Annotated in this window: 20 protein-coding genes and 1 pseudogene; 14 read left to right on the top strand and 7 right to left on the bottom strand. The window is 66.3% G+C overall.

Annotated features, from left to right (window positions below; all coding sequences use genetic code 11):
* Positions 1-67: 67 nt before the first annotated feature.
* The 6 genes and pseudogenes from QW887_RS02625 to QW887_RS02600 all read left to right on the top strand — a co-directional run bounded on the left by QW887_RS02625 (position 68) and on the right by QW887_RS02600 (position 3,929).
* On the top strand, positions 68-532 hold the full coding sequence (locus QW887_RS02625; protein ID WP_315751734.1) for a DUF2231 domain-containing protein: 465 nt from the start codon (positions 68-70) through the stop codon (positions 530-532).
* The gene (locus QW887_RS02620) at positions 529-1,869 is read left to right on the top strand and encodes a sorbosone dehydrogenase family protein (RefSeq protein WP_316194143.1); all 1,341 of its coding nucleotides are present in this window, start codon (positions 529-531) and stop codon (positions 1,867-1,869) included. The genes QW887_RS02625 and QW887_RS02620 overlap by 4 nt, the downstream gene beginning before the upstream one ends.
* A gap of 38 nt (positions 1,870-1,907) precedes the next feature.
* Positions 1,908-2,105, top strand: a complete 198-nt coding sequence (locus QW887_RS02615; protein ID WP_315751736.1) for a hypothetical protein — start codon at positions 1,908-1,910, stop codon at positions 2,103-2,105.
* Positions 2,106-2,233: 128 nt separating this feature from the next.
* Positions 2,234-2,440 (top strand): hypothetical protein, encoded by a 207-nt coding sequence (locus tag QW887_RS02610; protein ID WP_316194142.1) that lies wholly within the window; start codon positions 2,234-2,236, stop codon positions 2,438-2,440.
* 95 nt (positions 2,441-2,535) lie between these two features.
* Positions 2,536-3,330 (top strand): DUF72 domain-containing protein, encoded by a 795-nt coding sequence (locus QW887_RS02605; RefSeq protein WP_316194229.1) that lies wholly within the window; start codon positions 2,536-2,538, stop codon positions 3,328-3,330.
* A gap of 42 nt (positions 3,331-3,372) precedes the next feature.
* Positions 3,373-3,929 (top strand): annotated as a pseudogene (locus QW887_RS02600) (DUF4142 domain-containing protein).
* A gap of 31 nt (positions 3,930-3,960) precedes the next feature.
* Here the strand turns inward: QW887_RS02600 and QW887_RS02595 are convergent.
* Positions 3,961-4,314, bottom strand: coding sequence for a hypothetical protein (locus QW887_RS02595; RefSeq protein ID WP_315751738.1), 354 nt, complete (start codon positions 4,312-4,314; stop codon positions 3,961-3,963).
* A 393-nt stretch (positions 4,315-4,707) separates the two neighbouring features.
* Between QW887_RS02595 and QW887_RS02590 the strand changes: the two genes are divergently transcribed.
* From QW887_RS02590 to QW887_RS02565, 6 genes are all read left to right on the top strand, one after another.
* The gene (locus QW887_RS02590; protein ID WP_315712288.1) at positions 4,708-5,445 is read left to right on the top strand and encodes a Crp/Fnr family transcriptional regulator; all 738 of its coding nucleotides are present in this window, start codon (positions 4,708-4,710) and stop codon (positions 5,443-5,445) included.
* A gap of 64 nt (positions 5,446-5,509) precedes the next feature.
* Entirely contained in the window at positions 5,510-7,576 is a 2,067-nt protein-coding gene (locus QW887_RS02585; protein ID WP_315712289.1) for a PAS domain S-box protein, read from the top strand.
* Between the two features lie 521 nt (positions 7,577-8,097).
* A complete protein-coding gene (locus tag QW887_RS02580) occupies positions 8,098-8,991 on the top strand; it encodes a hypothetical protein (RefSeq protein ID WP_315751739.1) in 894 nt (297 codons plus the stop codon).
* A gap of 133 nt (positions 8,992-9,124) precedes the next feature.
* The gene (locus QW887_RS02575; protein ID WP_315712292.1) at positions 9,125-9,331 is read left to right on the top strand and encodes a hypothetical protein; all 207 of its coding nucleotides are present in this window, start codon (positions 9,125-9,127) and stop codon (positions 9,329-9,331) included.
* Positions 9,332-9,437: 106 nt separating this feature from the next.
* Complete coding sequence (locus tag QW887_RS02570) at positions 9,438-9,845, top strand: hypothetical protein (protein WP_315826828.1); 408 nt, start codon at positions 9,438-9,440, stop codon at positions 9,843-9,845.
* Between the two features lie 194 nt (positions 9,846-10,039).
* Positions 10,040-10,714 carry an HAD family hydrolase gene (locus QW887_RS02565; protein ID WP_315712294.1) on the top strand — a complete coding sequence of 225 codons (675 nt, stop codon included), beginning with the start codon at positions 10,040-10,042 and terminating at the stop codon, positions 10,712-10,714.
* 10 nt (positions 10,715-10,724) lie between these two features.
* Here the strand turns inward: QW887_RS02565 and QW887_RS02560 are convergent, their stop codons facing one another.
* From QW887_RS02560 to QW887_RS02545, 4 genes are all read right to left on the bottom strand, one after another.
* A complete protein-coding gene (locus QW887_RS02560; protein WP_315712295.1) occupies positions 10,725-11,561 on the bottom strand; it encodes an HD domain-containing protein in 837 nt (278 codons plus the stop codon).
* 340 nt (positions 11,562-11,901) lie between these two features.
* Positions 11,902-12,291: a cytochrome C gene (locus QW887_RS02555; protein ID WP_316194141.1), complete on the bottom strand. Its 390-nt coding sequence runs from the start codon at positions 12,289-12,291 to the stop codon at positions 11,902-11,904.
* Positions 12,281-13,165 (bottom strand): hypothetical protein, encoded by an 885-nt coding sequence (locus QW887_RS02550; protein ID WP_316170433.1) that lies wholly within the window; start codon positions 13,163-13,165, stop codon positions 12,281-12,283. The genes QW887_RS02555 and QW887_RS02550 overlap by 11 nt, the downstream gene beginning before the upstream one ends.
* Before the next feature lie 223 nt (positions 13,166-13,388).
* Complete coding sequence (locus tag QW887_RS02545) at positions 13,389-13,571, bottom strand: hypothetical protein (protein ID WP_315712640.1); 183 nt, start codon at positions 13,569-13,571, stop codon at positions 13,389-13,391.
* A 207-nt stretch (positions 13,572-13,778) separates the two neighbouring features.
* Between QW887_RS02545 and QW887_RS02540 the strand changes: the two genes are divergently transcribed.
* Both QW887_RS02540 and QW887_RS02535 read left to right on the top strand, forming a co-directional pair.
* Positions 13,779-14,012 carry a DUF6894 family protein gene (locus tag QW887_RS02540; protein ID WP_315712301.1) on the top strand — a complete coding sequence of 78 codons (234 nt, stop codon included), beginning with the start codon at positions 13,779-13,781 and terminating at the stop codon, positions 14,010-14,012.
* Positions 14,013-14,155: 143 nt separating this feature from the next.
* Positions 14,156-14,539, top strand: a complete 384-nt coding sequence (locus QW887_RS02535) for a hypothetical protein (RefSeq protein WP_316194140.1) — start codon at positions 14,156-14,158, stop codon at positions 14,537-14,539.
* Positions 14,540-14,552: 13 nt separating this feature from the next.
* On the opposite strand, the gene QW887_RS02530 is transcribed toward QW887_RS02535, so the two are convergent.
* Positions 14,553-15,479, bottom strand: coding sequence for a glyoxylate/hydroxypyruvate reductase A (locus QW887_RS02530; RefSeq protein ID WP_316194228.1), 927 nt, complete (start codon positions 15,477-15,479; stop codon positions 14,553-14,555).
* Positions 15,476-16,774 (bottom strand): ArgE/DapE family deacylase, encoded by a 1,299-nt coding sequence (locus QW887_RS02525; protein ID WP_316194139.1) that lies wholly within the window; start codon positions 16,772-16,774, stop codon positions 15,476-15,478. Before QW887_RS02525 ends, QW887_RS02530 begins: the two co-directional genes overlap by 4 nt.
* Positions 16,775-16,783 lie beyond the last annotated feature (9 nt).

The following is a 16,783-nucleotide window of genomic DNA, read 5'->3' as shown; positions in this document are numbered from 1 at the left end:
GTCATCGGAACACCTGTTGAGGCCGACGGTTCTCCACGCTGCAACAGGTCCAATCGAGGAGACCGCCGTGGCGACCGCCGAAACCACCCGACCATCCCCGGAGCCAACGGCGCAGATCGCACGGCATCCGATCCATCCGATGCTGGTGCCGTTCCCTATCGTCTGCTTCATCGGAGCGTTCGTCACCGACATCGCCTATTGGCGGACCGCTGAAATCATGTGGGCGGATATCTCCGCCTGGCTGCTGCTGGTCGGACTGATCATGGGCGTGCTGGCCGGCATCGCCGGGCTCATCGACTTCCTTGGCAATCGGCTGATCCGGTCGCAGGCACCGGCCTGGCCGCACATGGCCGGCAACCTCATCGCCCTGGTGCTGGCCTTCTTCAACAACTTGGTCCATTCACGCGATGCCTGGACCTCGGTCGTGCCGACCGGCCTCATCCTGTCGCTCGTCACGGTGCTGATCCTGCCCGTCACCGGCTGGCTCGGTTGGTCGCTCGTGTATCGTCACAGGGTGGGAGTCGCACGATGACGCCGTCCGGCTCCTCTCGCCTCGCGCCTCTGCTCACAGCCCTCCTGCTCGGAATATCCGCGCTTGGTCTCACCGCGTGCAACGAAGCCGGCGATCCGAACGCCGAGGTCGGCGCCAACGTCAAGCTGCCCGCATTGACGCAATACCTGTTGCCGCCGATGAACGTCGCCACGGTGGTCGGCTGGAAACAGGGCGAGACTCCCAAAGTCGCGCCGGGCCTGAAGATCGAGGCGCTCGCGACCGGCCTGCAGCATCCGCGCTCGCTCTACACGCTGCCGGACGGCGACGTCCTGGTGGTGGAATCGAAAGCGCCACCCCCGCCGCCGGCGAAACGGCCGAAGGATCTCGTGATGGCCCTCGTCGAATCCTGGGCCACGTCGGGCGGCAACACCGGAGCGAGCAACCGCGTCACATTGTTGCACGACGCCAATGGCGATGGCATTCCCAAGCAGCAGAGCCTGTTCATCGACCATCTCAATTCGCCGTTCGGGATCGCTCTGGTCGGCAACGATCTCTACATCGCCAACACCGACGCCATCGTTCGATATCCCTACACGCCAGGCGAAACCCAGATGAAGGACGCGGGCACGACGCTTGCCGCGCTGCCGGGCGGCCCGATCGATCATCACTGGACCAAGAGCCTGGTGGCGAGCCCCGACGGCCGGTTGCTCTATGTGGGCGTCGGCTCCAACAGCAACATCACCGAGAACGGCATCGAGGCCGAGAAGAACCGTGCCGCCATTCTCGAGGTGGATCGCACCACGGGACGCTGGCGGGTATTCGCGAGCGGCCTGCGCAATCCGAACGGATTGAGCTTCGAGCCGCAGAGCGGCGCGCTGTGGACGGTCGTGAACGAGCGTGACGAGATCGGTCCGGACCTCGTGCCCGACTACATGACCTCGGTGAAGGACGGCGGCTTCTATGGCTGGCCATACAGCTATTACGGCCAGCATGTCGATCCCCGCGTGCAGCCGCAACGGCCGGACCTGGTCGAAAAGGCCATCGTCCCGGACTACGCGCTCAGCTCGCATGTCGCGCCGCTCGGCATGACGTTCTACACCGCCAGCGCACTGCCGCAGGCCTATCGCGGCGGCGCGTTCGTCGGCGAGCACGGCAGCTGGAACCGCACGCCGTTGAACGGCTACAAGGTGGTCTACATCCCCTTCGATGGCGGCAAGCCGAACGGGGAAGCCCAGGACGTCGTGACCGGCTTCCTCAATGATCGGAACGAGGCGCGCGGCCGGCCGGTCGGTCTCGCCGTCGACAAGACCGGCGCCCTGCTGATTGCCGACGATGTCGGCAATACGGTCTGGCGCGTCACGGCATCCGGCGGCTGACGGCCTTCAGCCGAATGACGCGAAGAATGGAGGACGATATGGGACTGGCTCAATACGCCATCGTTGCAGTCGGCGATCATTGGAGCGTGCTGCATGACGGCAACGCCCATGGCGACTACGCGACCAAAGAGGCTGCGTTCGAATCCGCTGCATCGGCTGCGACGCTGGCCATCAAGCAAGGCCACGAGGTGCATCTCAGCGTTCCGGGCAATGAACCCGATCGATCGAACAACTAATCAGCACCACGACACTGTCGTCTTGTTCCAACAGAACCTCCAGGGATAGTGAACTGCACGCTAACGTGTGTTAGCGACACCAGGCCGACAGGCTCGCAGACTTCTGCTCGAAGCAACAGGAGTTCGCCATGAGCGTCACCCGGAACCGGCGCAAGCAGACAGTGTCGTTCCGCCAGCGGCTGCAGCAGGCTGCAGCCGCTGCCCGCGAGGCGGCAGCACGTCTTCCCGCAGGCCCCGAACGCGACATCATGCTGAAGAAGGCGATGCAGGCGGAGACGGCGGCGCATATCAACGAGCTGTTGAGCGCGCCGGTGCTGCACGCCGCGGAGCGCTAGACCACGCGCCGTATCGTCTGCTGCGGCTTTGAAAGGAACCCGAACGCCATCACGACGCTTTGCTTTCGAGGTCTTGTCTCGGCGAGAGGACGATGATGGCCCGGGTCGTGATAGGCACATCGGGATGGCACTACGAGTCCTGGCGCGGCGCGTTCTTTCCGCCGGAACTGCTGATCAGACATCGGCTGCCCTACTACGCCAGCCAGTTCGAGACCACCGAGCTGAATGGCGTGTTCTACAGGACACCGACGGAAGCTGCCGTCCGCGGCTGGCGCGATCAGACCGGGCCCGATTTCGTTTTCGCATGGAAGGCCTCCAAGTTCATCACGCATTGGAAGCGCCTGTCTGCGCGCTCGGTCAACAGCATCGCGCTGATGGAGAGCCGGCTGTCGCTGCTCGGCGACAAGGCCGGCCCCGTGCTGTTCCAGCTGCCGCCGCAATTCGAAGCGAATCCAGAACGGCTCGAGTCGTTTCTGCCGCTGCTGCCGACGCACCGGCGCTACAGCTTCGAATTCCGTCACCCGAGCTGGTACACACCGGCCATCATGCGCCTGCTGAGGGATGCGAACATCTCGCTCTGCCTGTCGGACCATCACGACGCGCCGGCGCCGTGGAGGCGCACGGCCGATTTCGTCTATGTGCGCGGCCATGGTCCGGGCGGCCGCTACAAGGACAACTATCCGGACGCGACACTCGAGGCCTGGGCCAAGCGCATGCGCGCCTGGGCGTCGCGCGGCATCGACATCTACGTCTATTTCGACAACGACCAGAAGAGCGCGGCACCCGCCGATGCTCTGCGGCTACGCCGGCTGCTCGCGGCGTCTTCTCACCGCGCACGCCACGCAGCGCGCGCCAGCTCGTCGGAACATCGTACACATCTCTCGGTTTAGGTCTGCAACCAACGAGAGGAGCGATCCGCGCGACGCACGCTCATCACGCTCGGCTGCCTGGTGGCGGCGGGCCCTGCCCTCGCCCAATCAGTCGGCGAAAAGACCGGGGTGAATTCGGCGCTCGGCATTGCGCCGATCACCGAGGACTTCGTGAAGCAGGTCGCCATCAGCGACATGTTCGAACTGCAAATTGAACCAGTTCGGCGAGCAGAAGGGCAACGGGCAGGAGAAGAGCTTCGCCGCGCAGATCGTCAAGGATCACCAAGACTTCGACCGGGCTGAAGAGCATGGTCGAGAGCGGCAAGGTCAAGGTCCAACTGCCCGCCGTTCTCGACAGCGCGCATCAGAGCAAGCTCGACAAGCTGAAGGCAGCGAGCGGCAAGGACTTCAGCTCGGATTTCGACGACATGCAGGTCAGCGCCCACAAGAACGCGGTGTCGCTGTTCGAGCGTTATGCGGAGGGCGGCGACAATCCGGCGCTGAAGGAATGGGCCGGCAAAACCCTGCCGGCCCTGCAGCATCATCTCGAAATGGCGCAGAACCTCGACAAGGGCAAGCGAGCGAACGATATGAGCGCCGGTCCGAGCTGGCCCTCATGATGTTCGGATGCTGTGCCGTGCAGTCCCGTCGTCAGGCGGCGCGGACGGAGGATTGCCGAGTTGATCGATGCTCGACTCGATCCGTACGCGATCGACCTCGATCCGGCCTTGCGGCGCGGTCGACCATCGCGCGCACGTCGGTGAGCTTTGCCTTGGCAGCGCTCAGTCCGTCGAAGATGGCTTGGCTGTCGGAGAGCGTCTCAACGGCCGCTTTCGCTTTGGCGAAGGCGGCGTCGGCCTGCTGCCCGGCCTTGTCGACGGACTTGATCGCTTCGGTTCTGCTCGCGTAGGCGCGATAGTGAGATACCAGCACCTCGCCCCCGAGAACACAGGCAAGCGCCGTGACCGAGAGCATCGATGCCGAAAAGAGCTGACCGACTCGCATTGATGCATTTCCAGTTGCTTGTTTTGATCAACCCAGAAGCCGGAACTAAGGGGGCCTTAACTACACAGGTTTCGCCGAGCGCCAGATCGTCGCGATCACGCATCGGGTCCCGTAATTTCACGGGCTTCGACGGTGATGCCGCATCAGATTTCATGAGAGTTCCACGACAGGGGCGCGAAGGACTGGTCGGACTCGCGCGATGTCGACCAGCTCCGAGCATCGCTGAGGGCAGGAGCATCGCCAAGATGCCGCAGCAGTCCCCGGCCGCGGGCCGCACTTTGGTTCCGCGCGCAGGTGCAGAAAGATCAGCGGTCAACGCGGTATCATGCTAACATAAGTTATTGAAGTCGCACCGAATGGAACCCCAATAAACCAACTCGGGGGAACCACTCTTTGAGTCATCTGGTCCGCAAGCTCGAGAATTTCGTCCGCCTCTCTGCGGCCGACCGCCTGATGCTCAACCGCGCGGCGGCTCAACGGGTAAGGACCTTCGCGCCACGCACCGACATCGCGCGCGAAGGCGAGAAGCCCAAGGACGTGCATCTGATCCTGAACGGCTGGGCCTGCCGCTACAAGCAGCTCGAGGACGGCCGCCGCCAGATCGTCTCGTTCTTCCTGCCTGGCGATATCTGCGATCTCAACATCTTCATCCTGCGCGAGATGGACCATTCGATCGGCACCATCACGCCGGTGTCGATCGCCGACCTGCCGCGCGAGTTCTTCGACGAGATCAGCGCCGGCTATCCGCGCATTGCGACGGCGTTCTGGTGGGAGACGCTGGTCAACGCCGCAATCCAGCGCGAATGGACCATGAATCTCGGGCAACGCACCGCGTCCGAACGCATGGCTCACCTGTTGTGCGAACTGTTCTTCCGGCTGCGGCTGGCGGGCCTGGCCGACGACAGCAGTTGCAGCTTCCCTCTCACCCAGGCAGATCTCGCCGAGGCGACAGGCCTGTCGAAGGTCCACGTCAACCGCACGCTGCAGGAACTGCGCGCCAGCAACCTGATCGTGCTCAAGGGCAAGATGCTGGTACTTCCGGACCTCGAGCGCCTGATGAGCGCCGGCCTGTTCAACGCGAATTACTTGCATTTGGACCGCGAAGGCCGTCAGCTCGACGCGAATGAGTGAGAGGTTCGGAGCGCTGGCGCTTGCGCTATGCTGACCGTGTCGGCACTCTGCCGGGGAAACGGCGATGGTCGAACAGCGCATGGTGGACGGACCCTTCGAGCAGGAGATCGTGCAGCGCCTCGGGCTGATGCCCAACCTGTTCAGGTCGGCGCCGTCGGCGCCTGAGGCGACCCGACAGCTCTGGCAGTTCGCCAAATGCGCCTATCTCGACACCCCGCTTCCGGCCCTTTTCAAGGAGCGGCTCGCCGTCCATCTGTCGCGCCTCAACCGCTCGCCTTATTGTCTGACCCGGCATTTCGGATTTCTGGTCGGATTGGGCAAGCCCGCGGGTGACTCGACGTCTCGCCCGGAGACGATCGATCGGGCGCGTCACCTGCTCGCGCGGCCGCTCGCGGATCCCGCGCGCGCCGCGGCGGCGCTCGACCGGCTTGAACTCGTCCAGCCCCCGCTCGACATCCCGGAGCCGGGCAGCGATGGTGAGGCGGACCTGTTCGAGGCCGCGTCGGTGCTGTTCATGCAGCGTGCTGATTCCGACCGCTCGCGGCGCGCAATCCGACATGCCTTCGGCAACACCAGGTTCGATCTGCTGGCGGCCTTCCTCGCCTATCTGCGCACAGCCCATTTCTGGGCCGATGTACACCTGCTTGCGATCGATTCGGACGTGCTTGCCCTCGCACAGACCGATCCCGAGCTTGCCGTCTGCCTCGGGTGCAGCGAGCTGCCGGAGGCAGGGCCGTCCGCACGGCAGCCGCATTCGAACGGCGGCGATGCCGGCGATCATCGGCTGCGCCGCCTCCTCGAGATCGATTCGGTCGGCGTGCTGTTCTTCGATCATGCAGCCGGCACCCTGATCGACGCCAACGAGGCCTTCTTGGCGATGACAGGCTATTCGCGCCAGGACATCGACAGCGGCGAGCTGACCTGGAAGAGCCTGACACCCCCGGAATGGATGCGCACCTCGAGCGACCAGATCGAGCTGCTGCGGCAGACCGGCCGGATCGGTCCCTATGAGAAGCAGTATTTTCGCAAGGACGGGGAACGCGCCTGGATGATGTTCGCCGGCCGTGACCTCGGCGACGGCACCCTGGTCGGGCTCGCGATGAACATCGACGACCGCAAGCGCACCGAGGCCGCGCTGCGCGACAGCGAGGCGCGCTTCCGCCAGTTCGGCGAAGCATCCTCCGACGTCGTGTGGATCCGCGATGCCGAGACCCTGCGCTGGGAATATCTCAGCCCCGCATTCGAGACGATCTATGGCGTCCCGCGCAGCGCTGTGCTCCGCGGCGACCATCTGGCATCGTGGACCGAGCTCATGCTGCCGGAGGACCGGCCCCGCGCCATCGAGAGCCTCGAGCGCGCCCGGCGTGGCCAGCGCGACAGCCTGGATGTCCGTATCGTCAGCCAGCCGGACGACGTCACGCGCTGGCTGCGCATCCGTAGTTTTCCCATGGTCGACGAGCTGGGACGGGTGCAGCGCATCGGCGGCATCACCCAAGACATCACGGCGCTGGTCTCGGCCTCGGAGCACCAGAAGCTGCTGCTCGCCGAGCTGCAGCACCGCGTCCGCAACATGCTCGCCGTGATCCGCTCGATCATCCGCCGCACGGGCGACTCGAGCGACAGTGTCGAGGATTTCGCCAGTCACCTCGAAGGCCGCATCACTGCGCTGTCGCGCATCCAGGCGGTCGTCACGCGCGATCCCCTCGCCGGTTTCGATCTGGCCGAACTGATCGCCGATGAGCTGCGCGCCGGTGCCGCGCGCGAGGACAGGCAATTCTCGCTGTCGGGCCCCCAGGTGCGACTGAAGCCGAAGGCGGCCGAGAGCATCGGGCTTGCCATGCACGAGCTCGCGACCAATGCGCTGAAATACGGCGCGCTCACAGTGCCGCGGGGCTTCATCAGGATCGAATGGCGGCTCGATGAGCGCGACGCGGCCGACTGGCTGGTCATCGACTGGACCGAGACCGGCATGTCCGGCCGTCCGCTGGGTGCGCAGCGCCAGGGTTTTGGAACCGTGCTGCTGGAACAGATGCTGCCGTACGAGGTCGGTGCCCGCGTTGTCCGGCGCTTCGAGCCGAGCGGCCTCTGCTGCGAGATCCGAGTGCCCACGGGCGACATTCTCAAGCGTTGACGGGCCGATCGACGCTTCATTTCGCGGCACCGGTCGGTAACAATGGCCAGGATCTCGCCGGCACGGCGAAACGCCGTCGGCATAGCCTTCGCGGTGCATTCGGGGTATGCTCCGCCTGCGGCCAGAGGTGGACGTCGCACGGGTCGCGCAACCGCCATGTCTTCGCCTTGGTTGGGGCGGATATGACCAAGTGTCGATGAGAATGGGAATCAGCAGAGCGTCGGCGCGACGGAACGATGATGGGACGTTCCCGAGTATGCGGCTCTGGCCAAGATGGATCACCGTGAACATGCAGATGCGTGGGCACGAGGGACAACCGGTATCCAGGTTCTGTGCTGATGCGGCCGGAGAGGCCGAGCGTTTCGTGGCGCAGTCGTCATCCGACGTTGGTGTCACGAAGCGTCAGTACGATGCAGCGTGAGTACGCGAAGCGTGGGTGCACGAGGCGTTGGTAGGACGACGCATCGGAACAGAGCCGAGCGCCGCCTGCGAGGCGGACGACAACGGAGGACGGAGCGTCAATGCTTGCAACGACGACCAAGGACGGCGATCAGCAGCCTCATGCCGTGATCGATCCCGAGATCGTGCTGGCGGCCCGCGCCGATCGCACTGCCGCCGAAGCGGACAGGCGCAGCTCGCAACGGCCACCGGACGTGCCCTCGCCGAAGATCGACCCTGACTACAGGACGCAGGCGACCAGCGACTTCGCAGTCACCGGAGAGCGCAGCACGTTCGCCACCTGGGCCGTGCGCACCATTCTGGCGGTGCTGTTCGCGGTCGGCAGCGCCGTCGCCGCAGCCGCCTGGCAGAGCTATGGAGACCAGGCCCAGGAGATGATCGCGCATTGGATGCCGCGGATCTCGCTGGCTTCGAACGCCGACAAGGATGCCGCGGCACAGCCAGCCGCGACCGCGCCCCAGCAGGCGGCCGCAGAAGCGCCGGCCGAGGTGCAGGAGCACGCAACGAGCGCGGTTGGCGCGACCTCGCAGGAGCAGGCGCAGTTGCTGCAATCGATGGCCCACGACCTCGCTGCCTTGAGCCAGCAGATCGGCGAGCTGAAGACGAGCCTCGCACAGCTGAAGGCCGGGCAGGAGCAGATGGTCCGCGACATGGCGCGGGTCGCCGAGGCCAAGTCCAGCGACAGGCCCGCCGAGCGGCCGAGCGAGCGGACCGCGGAAGCACGGTCGTTCGATCCGCGCGCCATCGAGCAGACGATCCGGCCGCGCCCGGCCGCGCGCCCTGCAACGGCGGCCGTGACCCCGGCACAGCCTGGTGCGGCAGCACCGCACCGGCCGCGCATGCCGCCGCCGGCCGCAACCAGCATGGCCCCTCCGCCGCCCGCCCCGATGCCGCTGCCGTCGGCGCCGGTCGATCCGGATCAGCCCGTGGTGCGCCCGCCAATGCCGGTGCGCTGAAGGATCCGCACAGGCGCCCGCGCTGGTCCGCGCCGATCGGCGCAGCGGTGATCGATGTCGTCGATCCACTTGTGGCGACGCGGCTTTCCGAGCTAAGGAACTGCGCCTGACAATGCGCATCCCCGAGGGGTTCATGAGCCTGACCGATCCGACCGTCCTGTCCGCCTCCGACCTCGCAGACCGCATCGCGATCCTGCGCGACAACATCCGCCAGATCACCGAGCAGGCCGCCTCGCAGTCGGGTGCCGCGGACGAGGAGCGCAACGCCGACCGCCTCGCGCAGCAGAGCGAGGAGCTCGACGTTCTGCTCAAGGAGCAGGAGCGGCGGCTGAACAAGTAGCCGGCGACCCCTTCGATCAATTCGCGCGTGCTGCACTGCGCTCGTTGTTGCCCGCGCTTCGCCCACAGGCTAGCCTCGCCGAAAACAAGCGGGAGGTAGCCAGAGAATGCGAAACGGTCTGCTTTACACGTCAACCCTTGCGGCATTGACCATTGCGGCATTGCTGGCGGCCCTGACACCGGGCAGCGCAGAGCCACGCCACATGTATACGACCATGGTGCTGGAGGCGTTCGCCACCAAGGTCGAATGTCCCGGCGTCGATGTCGTCTATCAGGACCTAGTCCAGAAGGCGCAGGACATGAAGATGCCTGACGGCACGACCGAGAAGGTGCGCAAGGCGATCGCCTACATGCACACCGGCGGCAAGATGGGCGAGAAGCAGGACGACGAGCTGATGGCGGAGGTCGCCGTCGCCACGCAGGCCATCGACATGGATCAGCGCCGCCTCGGCATGACGAACTGGTGCGAGGAGCAGAAGAAGACGCTGGCCGGCTTCATCCGTCCCAAGGGCTGACCCCGGAGCGGCCGCGAGGCTGGCGGAAAGACCGCGCGGCGCGTTGCCGGCAATGGCCGAATGACGCGCCGGTCGTCGACCAGCGCACCGCCATAGCGGGCACCGGCACAGCCCCGCGGCGGGCAGGAACCCGGATAGCCGCTGCCGCTTGGCCTTGAGCTGCTACGCAGCAGACATCCAGCCCGGAGCGAGCCATGCGCATCGAAACCGCCTTCCTGTTCGACCTCGACGGCACGCTGGTCGACAGCGTCTATCAGCACGTGCTCGCCTGGAAGACGGCGCTGGATGCCGAGAACATCGAGCTCTCGGTCTGGCGCATCCACCGCAAAATCGGCATGAGCGGCGGCCTGTTCACCAATCAGTTGCTGCGCGAGACAGGTTTTGCCATCGAGCCCGAGCGGATCGAGCGGCTGCGGAAAGCGCATGCGGCGGCCTATCAGAAGCTCGGAGGCCAGGTCCGGCCCCTGCCCGGCGCCCGCGAGCTGCTGGGTTTCCTGACCGATGCCGGCATCCCCTGGGCGATCGCGACCAGCGGCAGAATGGAAACGGCGGCCGTCAATCTCGCCGCGCTCGGCGTCGATCCCAAGACCAGCGCCGTCGTGACCCGCGACGAGGTCCGCTACGCCAAGCCTGATCCCGACCTGTTTCTCGCCGCCGCCGCCCGCCTCGACGCGCCGATCGAGCGCGCGGTCGTGATCGGCGACAGCATCTGGGACATGCTTGCCGCAACCCGCTGCCGGGCGCTCGGCGTCGGCCTGTTGAGCGGCGGCTATGGCTCGGAGGAATTGCGCCAGTCCGGCGCCATCCGCGTCTACGAGGACCCGGCCGACCTGCTCGACCACATCGACGAGGTCGGCGGCCGGCGTTGACTCCAGCCAGTCAACTCTGCGGGCCCGACAGCGAGATGTCGCGTTCGGCGCGGAACACGTTGGCATAGAGGTTGGCGATCCACTGGCGCCCCGTCGATGTCATGTTGAGATAGCGGATCTCGGTCTGGATGTGCGGGGCGACGCTGTTCCAATAAAACTGCGGATAACGATTGACGATGTCGGCCGGTGACTCATAGCCGAGCTGCCGGTTGATGCCGACCTCCTCGAACTCGTGATACAGCGCGTTGGCCTTGCGGATGTAGTTGGGGTCGCCGAGCTGTCCGATCAGGTCGGCGGCGCGCACGATCGACTGCTCTTCGTCGAACTGCTGGCCGGCGAGCGGCGGAAAGCGCGTGCCCTCGATGGCGCGGGCGATGCGGTCCTTGTCCAGCGGCGCCATGCCTTCGATGCGGTTGATCACGTACAGCTTCGAGCGGTCGACGTGATACGGCATCAGGCTGGCATCGGAGGAGCCGCGCGGCAGGCAGATCTTGCGGCCGCCGCGATCGACGACGAAGCCATTGACATCGTCTTCCCTGAACAAGCCGCGGACATAGCCGATGTCGTGAAGCAGGCAGGCCAGGATGACGTGGACGTAGTCGTCCGCCGTCATGTGGCTGTGCAGCGCACGGCCGCGCAGGATCTCGTGGCCGGCCAACGTCACCAGCAAGGTGTGCTCGACGTTGTGATACAGCGCATCGCTGTTGCCGATGCATTCCAGCGCAATGCGCGCAGCTGCCGGAAGCATCTCCGTCAACTGGGTATGAGACGATCCGAAACGGCGTCGCATATAGGAGCTGAGGAAACGCTCCAACGCCGCTGCCGCGAGCTCCGGTAAGGTCATCATCGCCGCTGCCCCGCCTCAGACAGCCTAAACACAACGTCAAAAGACATAACGCCCGAAAACACAATCACGATAACGCGGCTCGTGGCACGACTGAGACGTCACGATGATCCGGCTCGGGACGGCCAGCTTCGCACGGACACGCGCGAGATCGGCCTCCCGGGGGCGTCGAGCACCTTGGCCGACGAGCATAGCCCAGGTCGAGGATATCGGCCACACCCGGACGGGCACACACCGGAAAACTGCGGGCCGAGCGGCTGCACCTGAGCAGCTCAAATTCGATCGCCGCGGCCCGTTCACCTCACGTGACGAGAGAGGCGGAGCGCGACGTGCAGCGCGATCGCTAACGTCCCCGCACCGGCAGCGGCGGCCGCGGCGGTCGTGTCTCACCACGATGGGCCGGGCGCCGCGAAGGGGGACGGCGGGCCGGCGCGGCTGCCGGCGCATCGACCGACTGCAGATAGGTGCTCAAGGCCGACGCGGCGTCGTCGCTGCTGGTGTAGTGCTTCTGCAGGAACAGATAGAGCGTCAGGCGAAAGCGCCCCTTGGCGAGCCCACGTGCCGAGCGATGACAGGTGGCGCAGCTGTCCGCAAACAGCCGCGCACCGGATTTGCCGGCATCGAGATTTTCCGCCCGTGCAGCGCTGATGACAATCAGCAGCAGCACGGCCGATCCAACGAGCTTCAGCCGCGCTCCGGCGCGCCTGCGCGCTTGGACGCGCTCAGGCGACATCAGCCTGCGGGCTTTCCTCGGCCTGCGCACCCAGCGCATCGAGATCGACCAGCGCCGGATCGTCGGGCATCGGCTCGCTCTGCTGCTGTCCGCCGCCATGGACGTGCATCAGCGTCTGGACCCGGCGCGCGTTGAGATAGTCGACGTGCTGATGCGCCAGCGCCAGCGGCAACAGGGCCTTGGGCAGCGCCGTCATGGTGAACGCGGCGACGCGCTTCACCTCCTCGCCCTCGCGCCAGGTCAGCGGGCTCAGCGTATAGATCATCTGACGGTCGGTCTCGGGCGCCGGCAGTTGCCGCGTCTCGGGCGGCGCCAGCAGGGCCACATTGATGTTGCCGGCCCGCGTGCGGCTTGCGGCCGCGCGCAGCTCCCAGCAGATCAGCTCCGCGGCGGAGAGCACCTCGCGGCGGATGTCGTCGACATCGGATGCGAAACGACTGGCCTCGCTCAGCGCCGCGCGGCCGCGCGTGACCGCATCGACAAGCGCCGCCGCACCGATTTCGAAGCGAGGAACCGCCTGCTCGATGGCGGTGGCGACGGCCTCGATGTCGTTGGCGGCGCGGTCGCGGTCGCGCTGCGCCACCGCGTCGGCGAAGGCGCGCTCCGCCAGGATGATCTGCTCGTCGCACTCGGCGACGGATGCGCGCAGCGCCTTGGCCTTCTGCTCGACGGCCTGCATCTTCGATTCGGCACGATCGAGCTGCCCGTTGCTGGCGCCGGCCTTGGCGAGCCGCTCCGCTGCGACGCGCTTCTCGTCCAGCGCCGCCTCGGCCACCCGGAGACGGTCCGTCAGCCGCTGCCGCGCGGCCTGCTTGTCCTTCAGCGCACGCTCGAAGATCTCGACGGGGCTCAGCTCACGCTTGAAGAAGACCATGGCAATAATCCCTGGACGGCGGGCGCGCCGGCAACGTTGGTCAGCGGCGAATCCACTGCCGAATCATGTTGCCCGATTCTTGCGTGGAAAATGGGTCGGAAACCAGGATGAGATGCGGCACACGTCCCCCTTGACGGAACGTATCCACCGCCGGCTGGTGCGGAGCATCAGTCGGCGGATCCGACGGACCGCGCGGCGATATTCGGTAAAATGGAATCCGATGTCAGCTCTGATGCGGACCGCGCATCATCCTCATGGCGTCCGCGATGTGGCGCCATTCGCGGGCCTCCTCGGCCTCGCCACTGGCTTCGCATTGCTGCGCCTTCTGCGCAGCCTGCGCGACGGCCGAGGCGCCGTGCATCTCGAGCATCTGCCGGGCGATCGCGTGGATCTGGACTTCAGACATCATGTCGAGCTCCTGTCGCCGGATCGAATGGTTCGCGACAACTTCCTCTACGCCGATGCGTTCCGTGAGCTGGATCACTGCACGTCCGGTTCCACCGGCCCAGACTGCGCCCCGTAATTTACCTTACGTGATCAATCCGATTTCGCGCGCGCCGCCACGCTGTTACTTCTGACTGAGATTCGCCGGAGGGCGATTGAGGAGACGGACATGACGCAGGTCTTCTTCCACTGCTCCAATCCCGATGAGTTCCTCGTCGATCGGCGTGGAACCGCGGTCATCGATCTCGCCGAGGCCTGTGATCACGCCGAGCGCGTCATGCAGTCGCTGATCTCGTCCGAGAGCGAGGAGGATTGGCGCGACTGGGTGCTGCACATTTCCGACGATCTCGGCGAGGAAATCATCGCCATGCCATTCACGTCGGTGCTCGGCCCGATGCATTGAACGGAGCTGCGCACTGCGCCCTCCGGCGCTGAGACATTGAGTCCGCATTAGGGTTACCGGCTCCCTTACAGGTTCCGCTCCTCGCATTCTTCTCGCCACATTTGTCCGCCATTTCGGCGCTGTTGCGACGGAGGGGACATCTCATGACCAGACTGCTGACGGCCGCGGCCTTGGCGCTGACATTGACGGCATCGGCGGCGATGGCCGACGAGCACCGCGGCGGCGATGCCGCGCTGGGCGCCTTGTCGGGCGCCGTCGTATTTGGACCGGTCGGGGCCGTTGCCGGCGCCGTCGTCGGCTATACCGCAGGTCCTTCGATCGCGCGCTCCTGGGGCTTCCGCCGCTCGCGTGCGGCCCGGTCGCAACAGGTCCGGCGTCCGGCCAGGGACAGCCAGGCTGCGATGACCGAGTCTCAGCAGCAGCCGCAGGCCGCGCCGCGCAGCGCACCCCCGCCTGCACGGACCATCGCTGTCGCTCCGCCGGCGCCGCGCGGTCCGGTGGCGCCCCCGGTGCAAACGCTCGAGTAGACCCGCAGGCTGATCAGTAGCCGCGGGCGCGATCCACGACGTTCAGCAACGGCTCTCCGCGCAGCAACCGCCGCGCATTCTCCGTGACCTGCTGCGCGATCACCTCCCAGGAGGCGATCGCCGCCATGTGCGGCGTCACCAGCACGCCCGGCTCGCGCCACAGCGCATCGTCCGCGGGCAACGGCTCATGTGCAAAGACATCGAGCACCGCGCCGCGCAGATGGCCGCTGCGAAGCAGCGCGACCAGATCCTCCGTCACCAGGTGCTCGCCGCGGCTGCACAGGATCAGCGCGGCCCCCTTGGGCAGCCGGCCCAGGCGCCCGGCATCGAGCAGGCCCACGGTCGAGGCCGTCAGCGGCAGCAAGCAGATCAGGATCTCCGTCTCGCCGAGGAAGGCGTCGAGCGCATCGGCGCCGCTATAGGTCCGCACACCGGCGAGCGCCTTGGGCGAGCGCGACCACGCGCTCACCGCGAAGCCCAGATCGACGAGACGGATCGCGGCCGCGGAGCCGAGCTCGCCGAGCCCGAGAATGCCGACCCGACGGTCCTTCGCGGCACGCTGCTCGTACCGACGCCACACGCCGTTGCGCGCATTGCTGACCACGCGGTCGAAGTCGCGGTGGAAATACAGCGTCCCCCACAGCACGAACTCGGTCATGGCCGCGGAGATATCGGGATCGACGATCCGGCACAGCGGCACGTCCGGCACGGTCGGATCGGACAGGATGTTGTCGACGCCCGCTGCGATCGAATGGATCAGCTTCAGCTTCGGCATCGCCGCCAGCGCGCCGGGCTCCGGCTTCCAGCACACGGCAAGCTCGGCGCCGCGCGCCGCGGCTTCCGGCCATGACGCGACGGTCACGCCCGGCAGCTCGCGCGCGAGCAGCGCCTGCATCGGATCCATCAGTCCGGGACGGCTGAGAAGCGCGACCGTGATCATGCCGGCCGCAGTCCACACCATTGCGCGACGAACATTGCAATGGACAGCGTGGTCTTGCGCACGCTGTCGAGATCGACACGCTCGTCGAACGCGTGCGGACCGATGCCATAGGGCCCGTAGCACAGCGCCGGGATGCCATAGTCGACCTGATAGTAGCGGGTGTCGTTGACCGCCGTAGAGAGCCGCACGTCGAGCGGCTGCTCGAACACGCGCGCATGTACCTCGGCCAGCGCCGCCTCGGCGGCGCTGCCGGGCTCGCACACCGCAGGATCGGCCTGGAAGCCGCTCCACACCAGCTCGACCGGATTCTCCGACAGGAAGCTGTCTGCGGCCTGCGCCTTCGCGAGACACTGCTCGATGCCGGCCATGGCCTGCGCCGGCGTCTCGCCCGGCAGCACGCCCAGCCGGCAATCGAGGTCGCACCAGGCCGGCGTCGAGCTCGCCCAGTCGCCGCCCTTGATGATGCCGACGTTGAACTTGATCGGATCCTTGACCGCAGCGAACCAGGCGTTCGACTTGGCACGCGCGTTGATCTCTTTCGTGTGCTCCTGGAAGGCGCGGATCAGATGCATCGCCGAGAGGATCGCGTTGGTGCCGGTCTCGGCATAGGCAACGTGGACCGGCGTGCCGCGGACACGCAGCCGGAACCAGATGGCGCCGACCTGCGCGCGGGTCAGCGTGTGGCCGGTCGGCTCCGGGATCAGGCAGGCATCCGCCGTGTAGCCGCGCATCAAGGTCGAGAGCGCGCCGTTGCCGGTGCTCTCCTCCTCGGTCACGGTCTCCAGGTGAATGCGTCCGTCCAGCACGAAGCCGGCGGCCTTGATCGCGTCGAGCGCGAAGATCATCGCGGAGACGCCGGCCTTCATGTCCTGCGCGCCGCGGCCGATCATCCAGCCGTCGCGCACGATCCCCTCATAGGGTGGATCGTTCCAGAGATCGGTCGGGCCCTCGGGCACGACGTCGATGTGGCCCTGCAGGATCAGGCTGCGTCCCTTGCCCGCGCCGTCCAGCGTCGCCACCACCTGCTTGGAGCCGTCGAGTGCGATGCTGTCCATCGGCGCCGCCTTGGGATGGCGCATCAGGTCGACGTCCTCGAGGCTGAAGCGGTCGACCTGATAGCCGCGGGTCTCGAACTCGCGAGCCAGCCAGTCCTGCACCGGCGCCTCTTCGCCGCGCAGGCTGCGGAACTGGACGAGTTGCTGCAGGAAGGCGACCTGCTTGGCGAAGTTGGCATCGACAGCGGCGGCGAGCCGCTCCATCACGTCATTCGGCACAGCCGCCGCAGCGTCGGTCACGTCTCAAAC

The organism is Bradyrhizobium sp. SZCCHNRI3052, from assembly GCF_032484895.1.
Taxonomy (GTDB): domain Bacteria; phylum Pseudomonadota; class Alphaproteobacteria; order Rhizobiales; family Xanthobacteraceae; genus Bradyrhizobium.
This window is presented reverse-complemented; position numbering and strand designations above follow the sequence as displayed.

Coding starts and splice junctions, on each gene's coding strand:
- QW887_RS02610 (WP_316194142.1), top strand. CDS start 2,234: ATGAGCGTCACCCGGAACCGGCGCAAGCAGACAGTGTCGTTCCGCCAG.
- QW887_RS02555 (WP_316194141.1), bottom strand. CDS start 12,291: ATGTCGCCTGAGCGCGTCCAAGCGCGCAGGCGCGCCGGAGCGCGGCTG.
- QW887_RS02620 (WP_316194143.1), top strand. CDS start 529: ATGACGCCGTCCGGCTCCTCTCGCCTCGCGCCTCTGCTCACAGCCCTC.
- QW887_RS02550 (WP_316170433.1), bottom strand. CDS start 13,165: ATGGTCTTCTTCAAGCGTGAGCTGAGCCCCGTCGAGATCTTCGAGCGT.
- QW887_RS02540 (WP_315712301.1), top strand. CDS start 13,779: ATGACGCAGGTCTTCTTCCACTGCTCCAATCCCGATGAGTTCCTCGTC.
- QW887_RS02530 (WP_316194228.1), bottom strand. CDS start 15,479: ATGATCACGGTCGCGCTTCTCAGCCGTCCCGGACTGATGGATCCGATG.
- QW887_RS02585 (WP_315712289.1), top strand. CDS start 5,510: ATGGTCGAACAGCGCATGGTGGACGGACCCTTCGAGCAGGAGATCGTG.
- QW887_RS02565 (WP_315712294.1), top strand. CDS start 10,040: ATGCGCATCGAAACCGCCTTCCTGTTCGACCTCGACGGCACGCTGGTC.
- QW887_RS02535 (WP_316194140.1), top strand. CDS start 14,156: ATGACCAGACTGCTGACGGCCGCGGCCTTGGCGCTGACATTGACGGCA.
- QW887_RS02560 (WP_315712295.1), bottom strand. CDS start 11,561: ATGATGACCTTACCGGAGCTCGCGGCAGCGGCGTTGGAGCGTTTCCTC.
- QW887_RS02605 (WP_316194229.1), top strand. CDS start 2,536: ATGGCCCGGGTCGTGATAGGCACATCGGGATGGCACTACGAGTCCTGG.
- QW887_RS02545 (WP_315712640.1), bottom strand. CDS start 13,571: ATGTCTGAAGTCCAGATCCACGCGATCGCCCGGCAGATGCTCGAGATG.
- QW887_RS02580 (WP_315751739.1), top strand. CDS start 8,098: ATGCTTGCAACGACGACCAAGGACGGCGATCAGCAGCCTCATGCCGTG.
- QW887_RS02575 (WP_315712292.1), top strand. CDS start 9,125: ATGAGCCTGACCGATCCGACCGTCCTGTCCGCCTCCGACCTCGCAGAC.
- QW887_RS02570 (WP_315826828.1), top strand. CDS start 9,438: ATGCGAAACGGTCTGCTTTACACGTCAACCCTTGCGGCATTGACCATT.
- QW887_RS02595 (WP_315751738.1), bottom strand. CDS start 4,314: ATGCGAGTCGGTCAGCTCTTTTCGGCATCGATGCTCTCGGTCACGGCG.
- QW887_RS02615 (WP_315751736.1), top strand. CDS start 1,908: ATGGGACTGGCTCAATACGCCATCGTTGCAGTCGGCGATCATTGGAGC.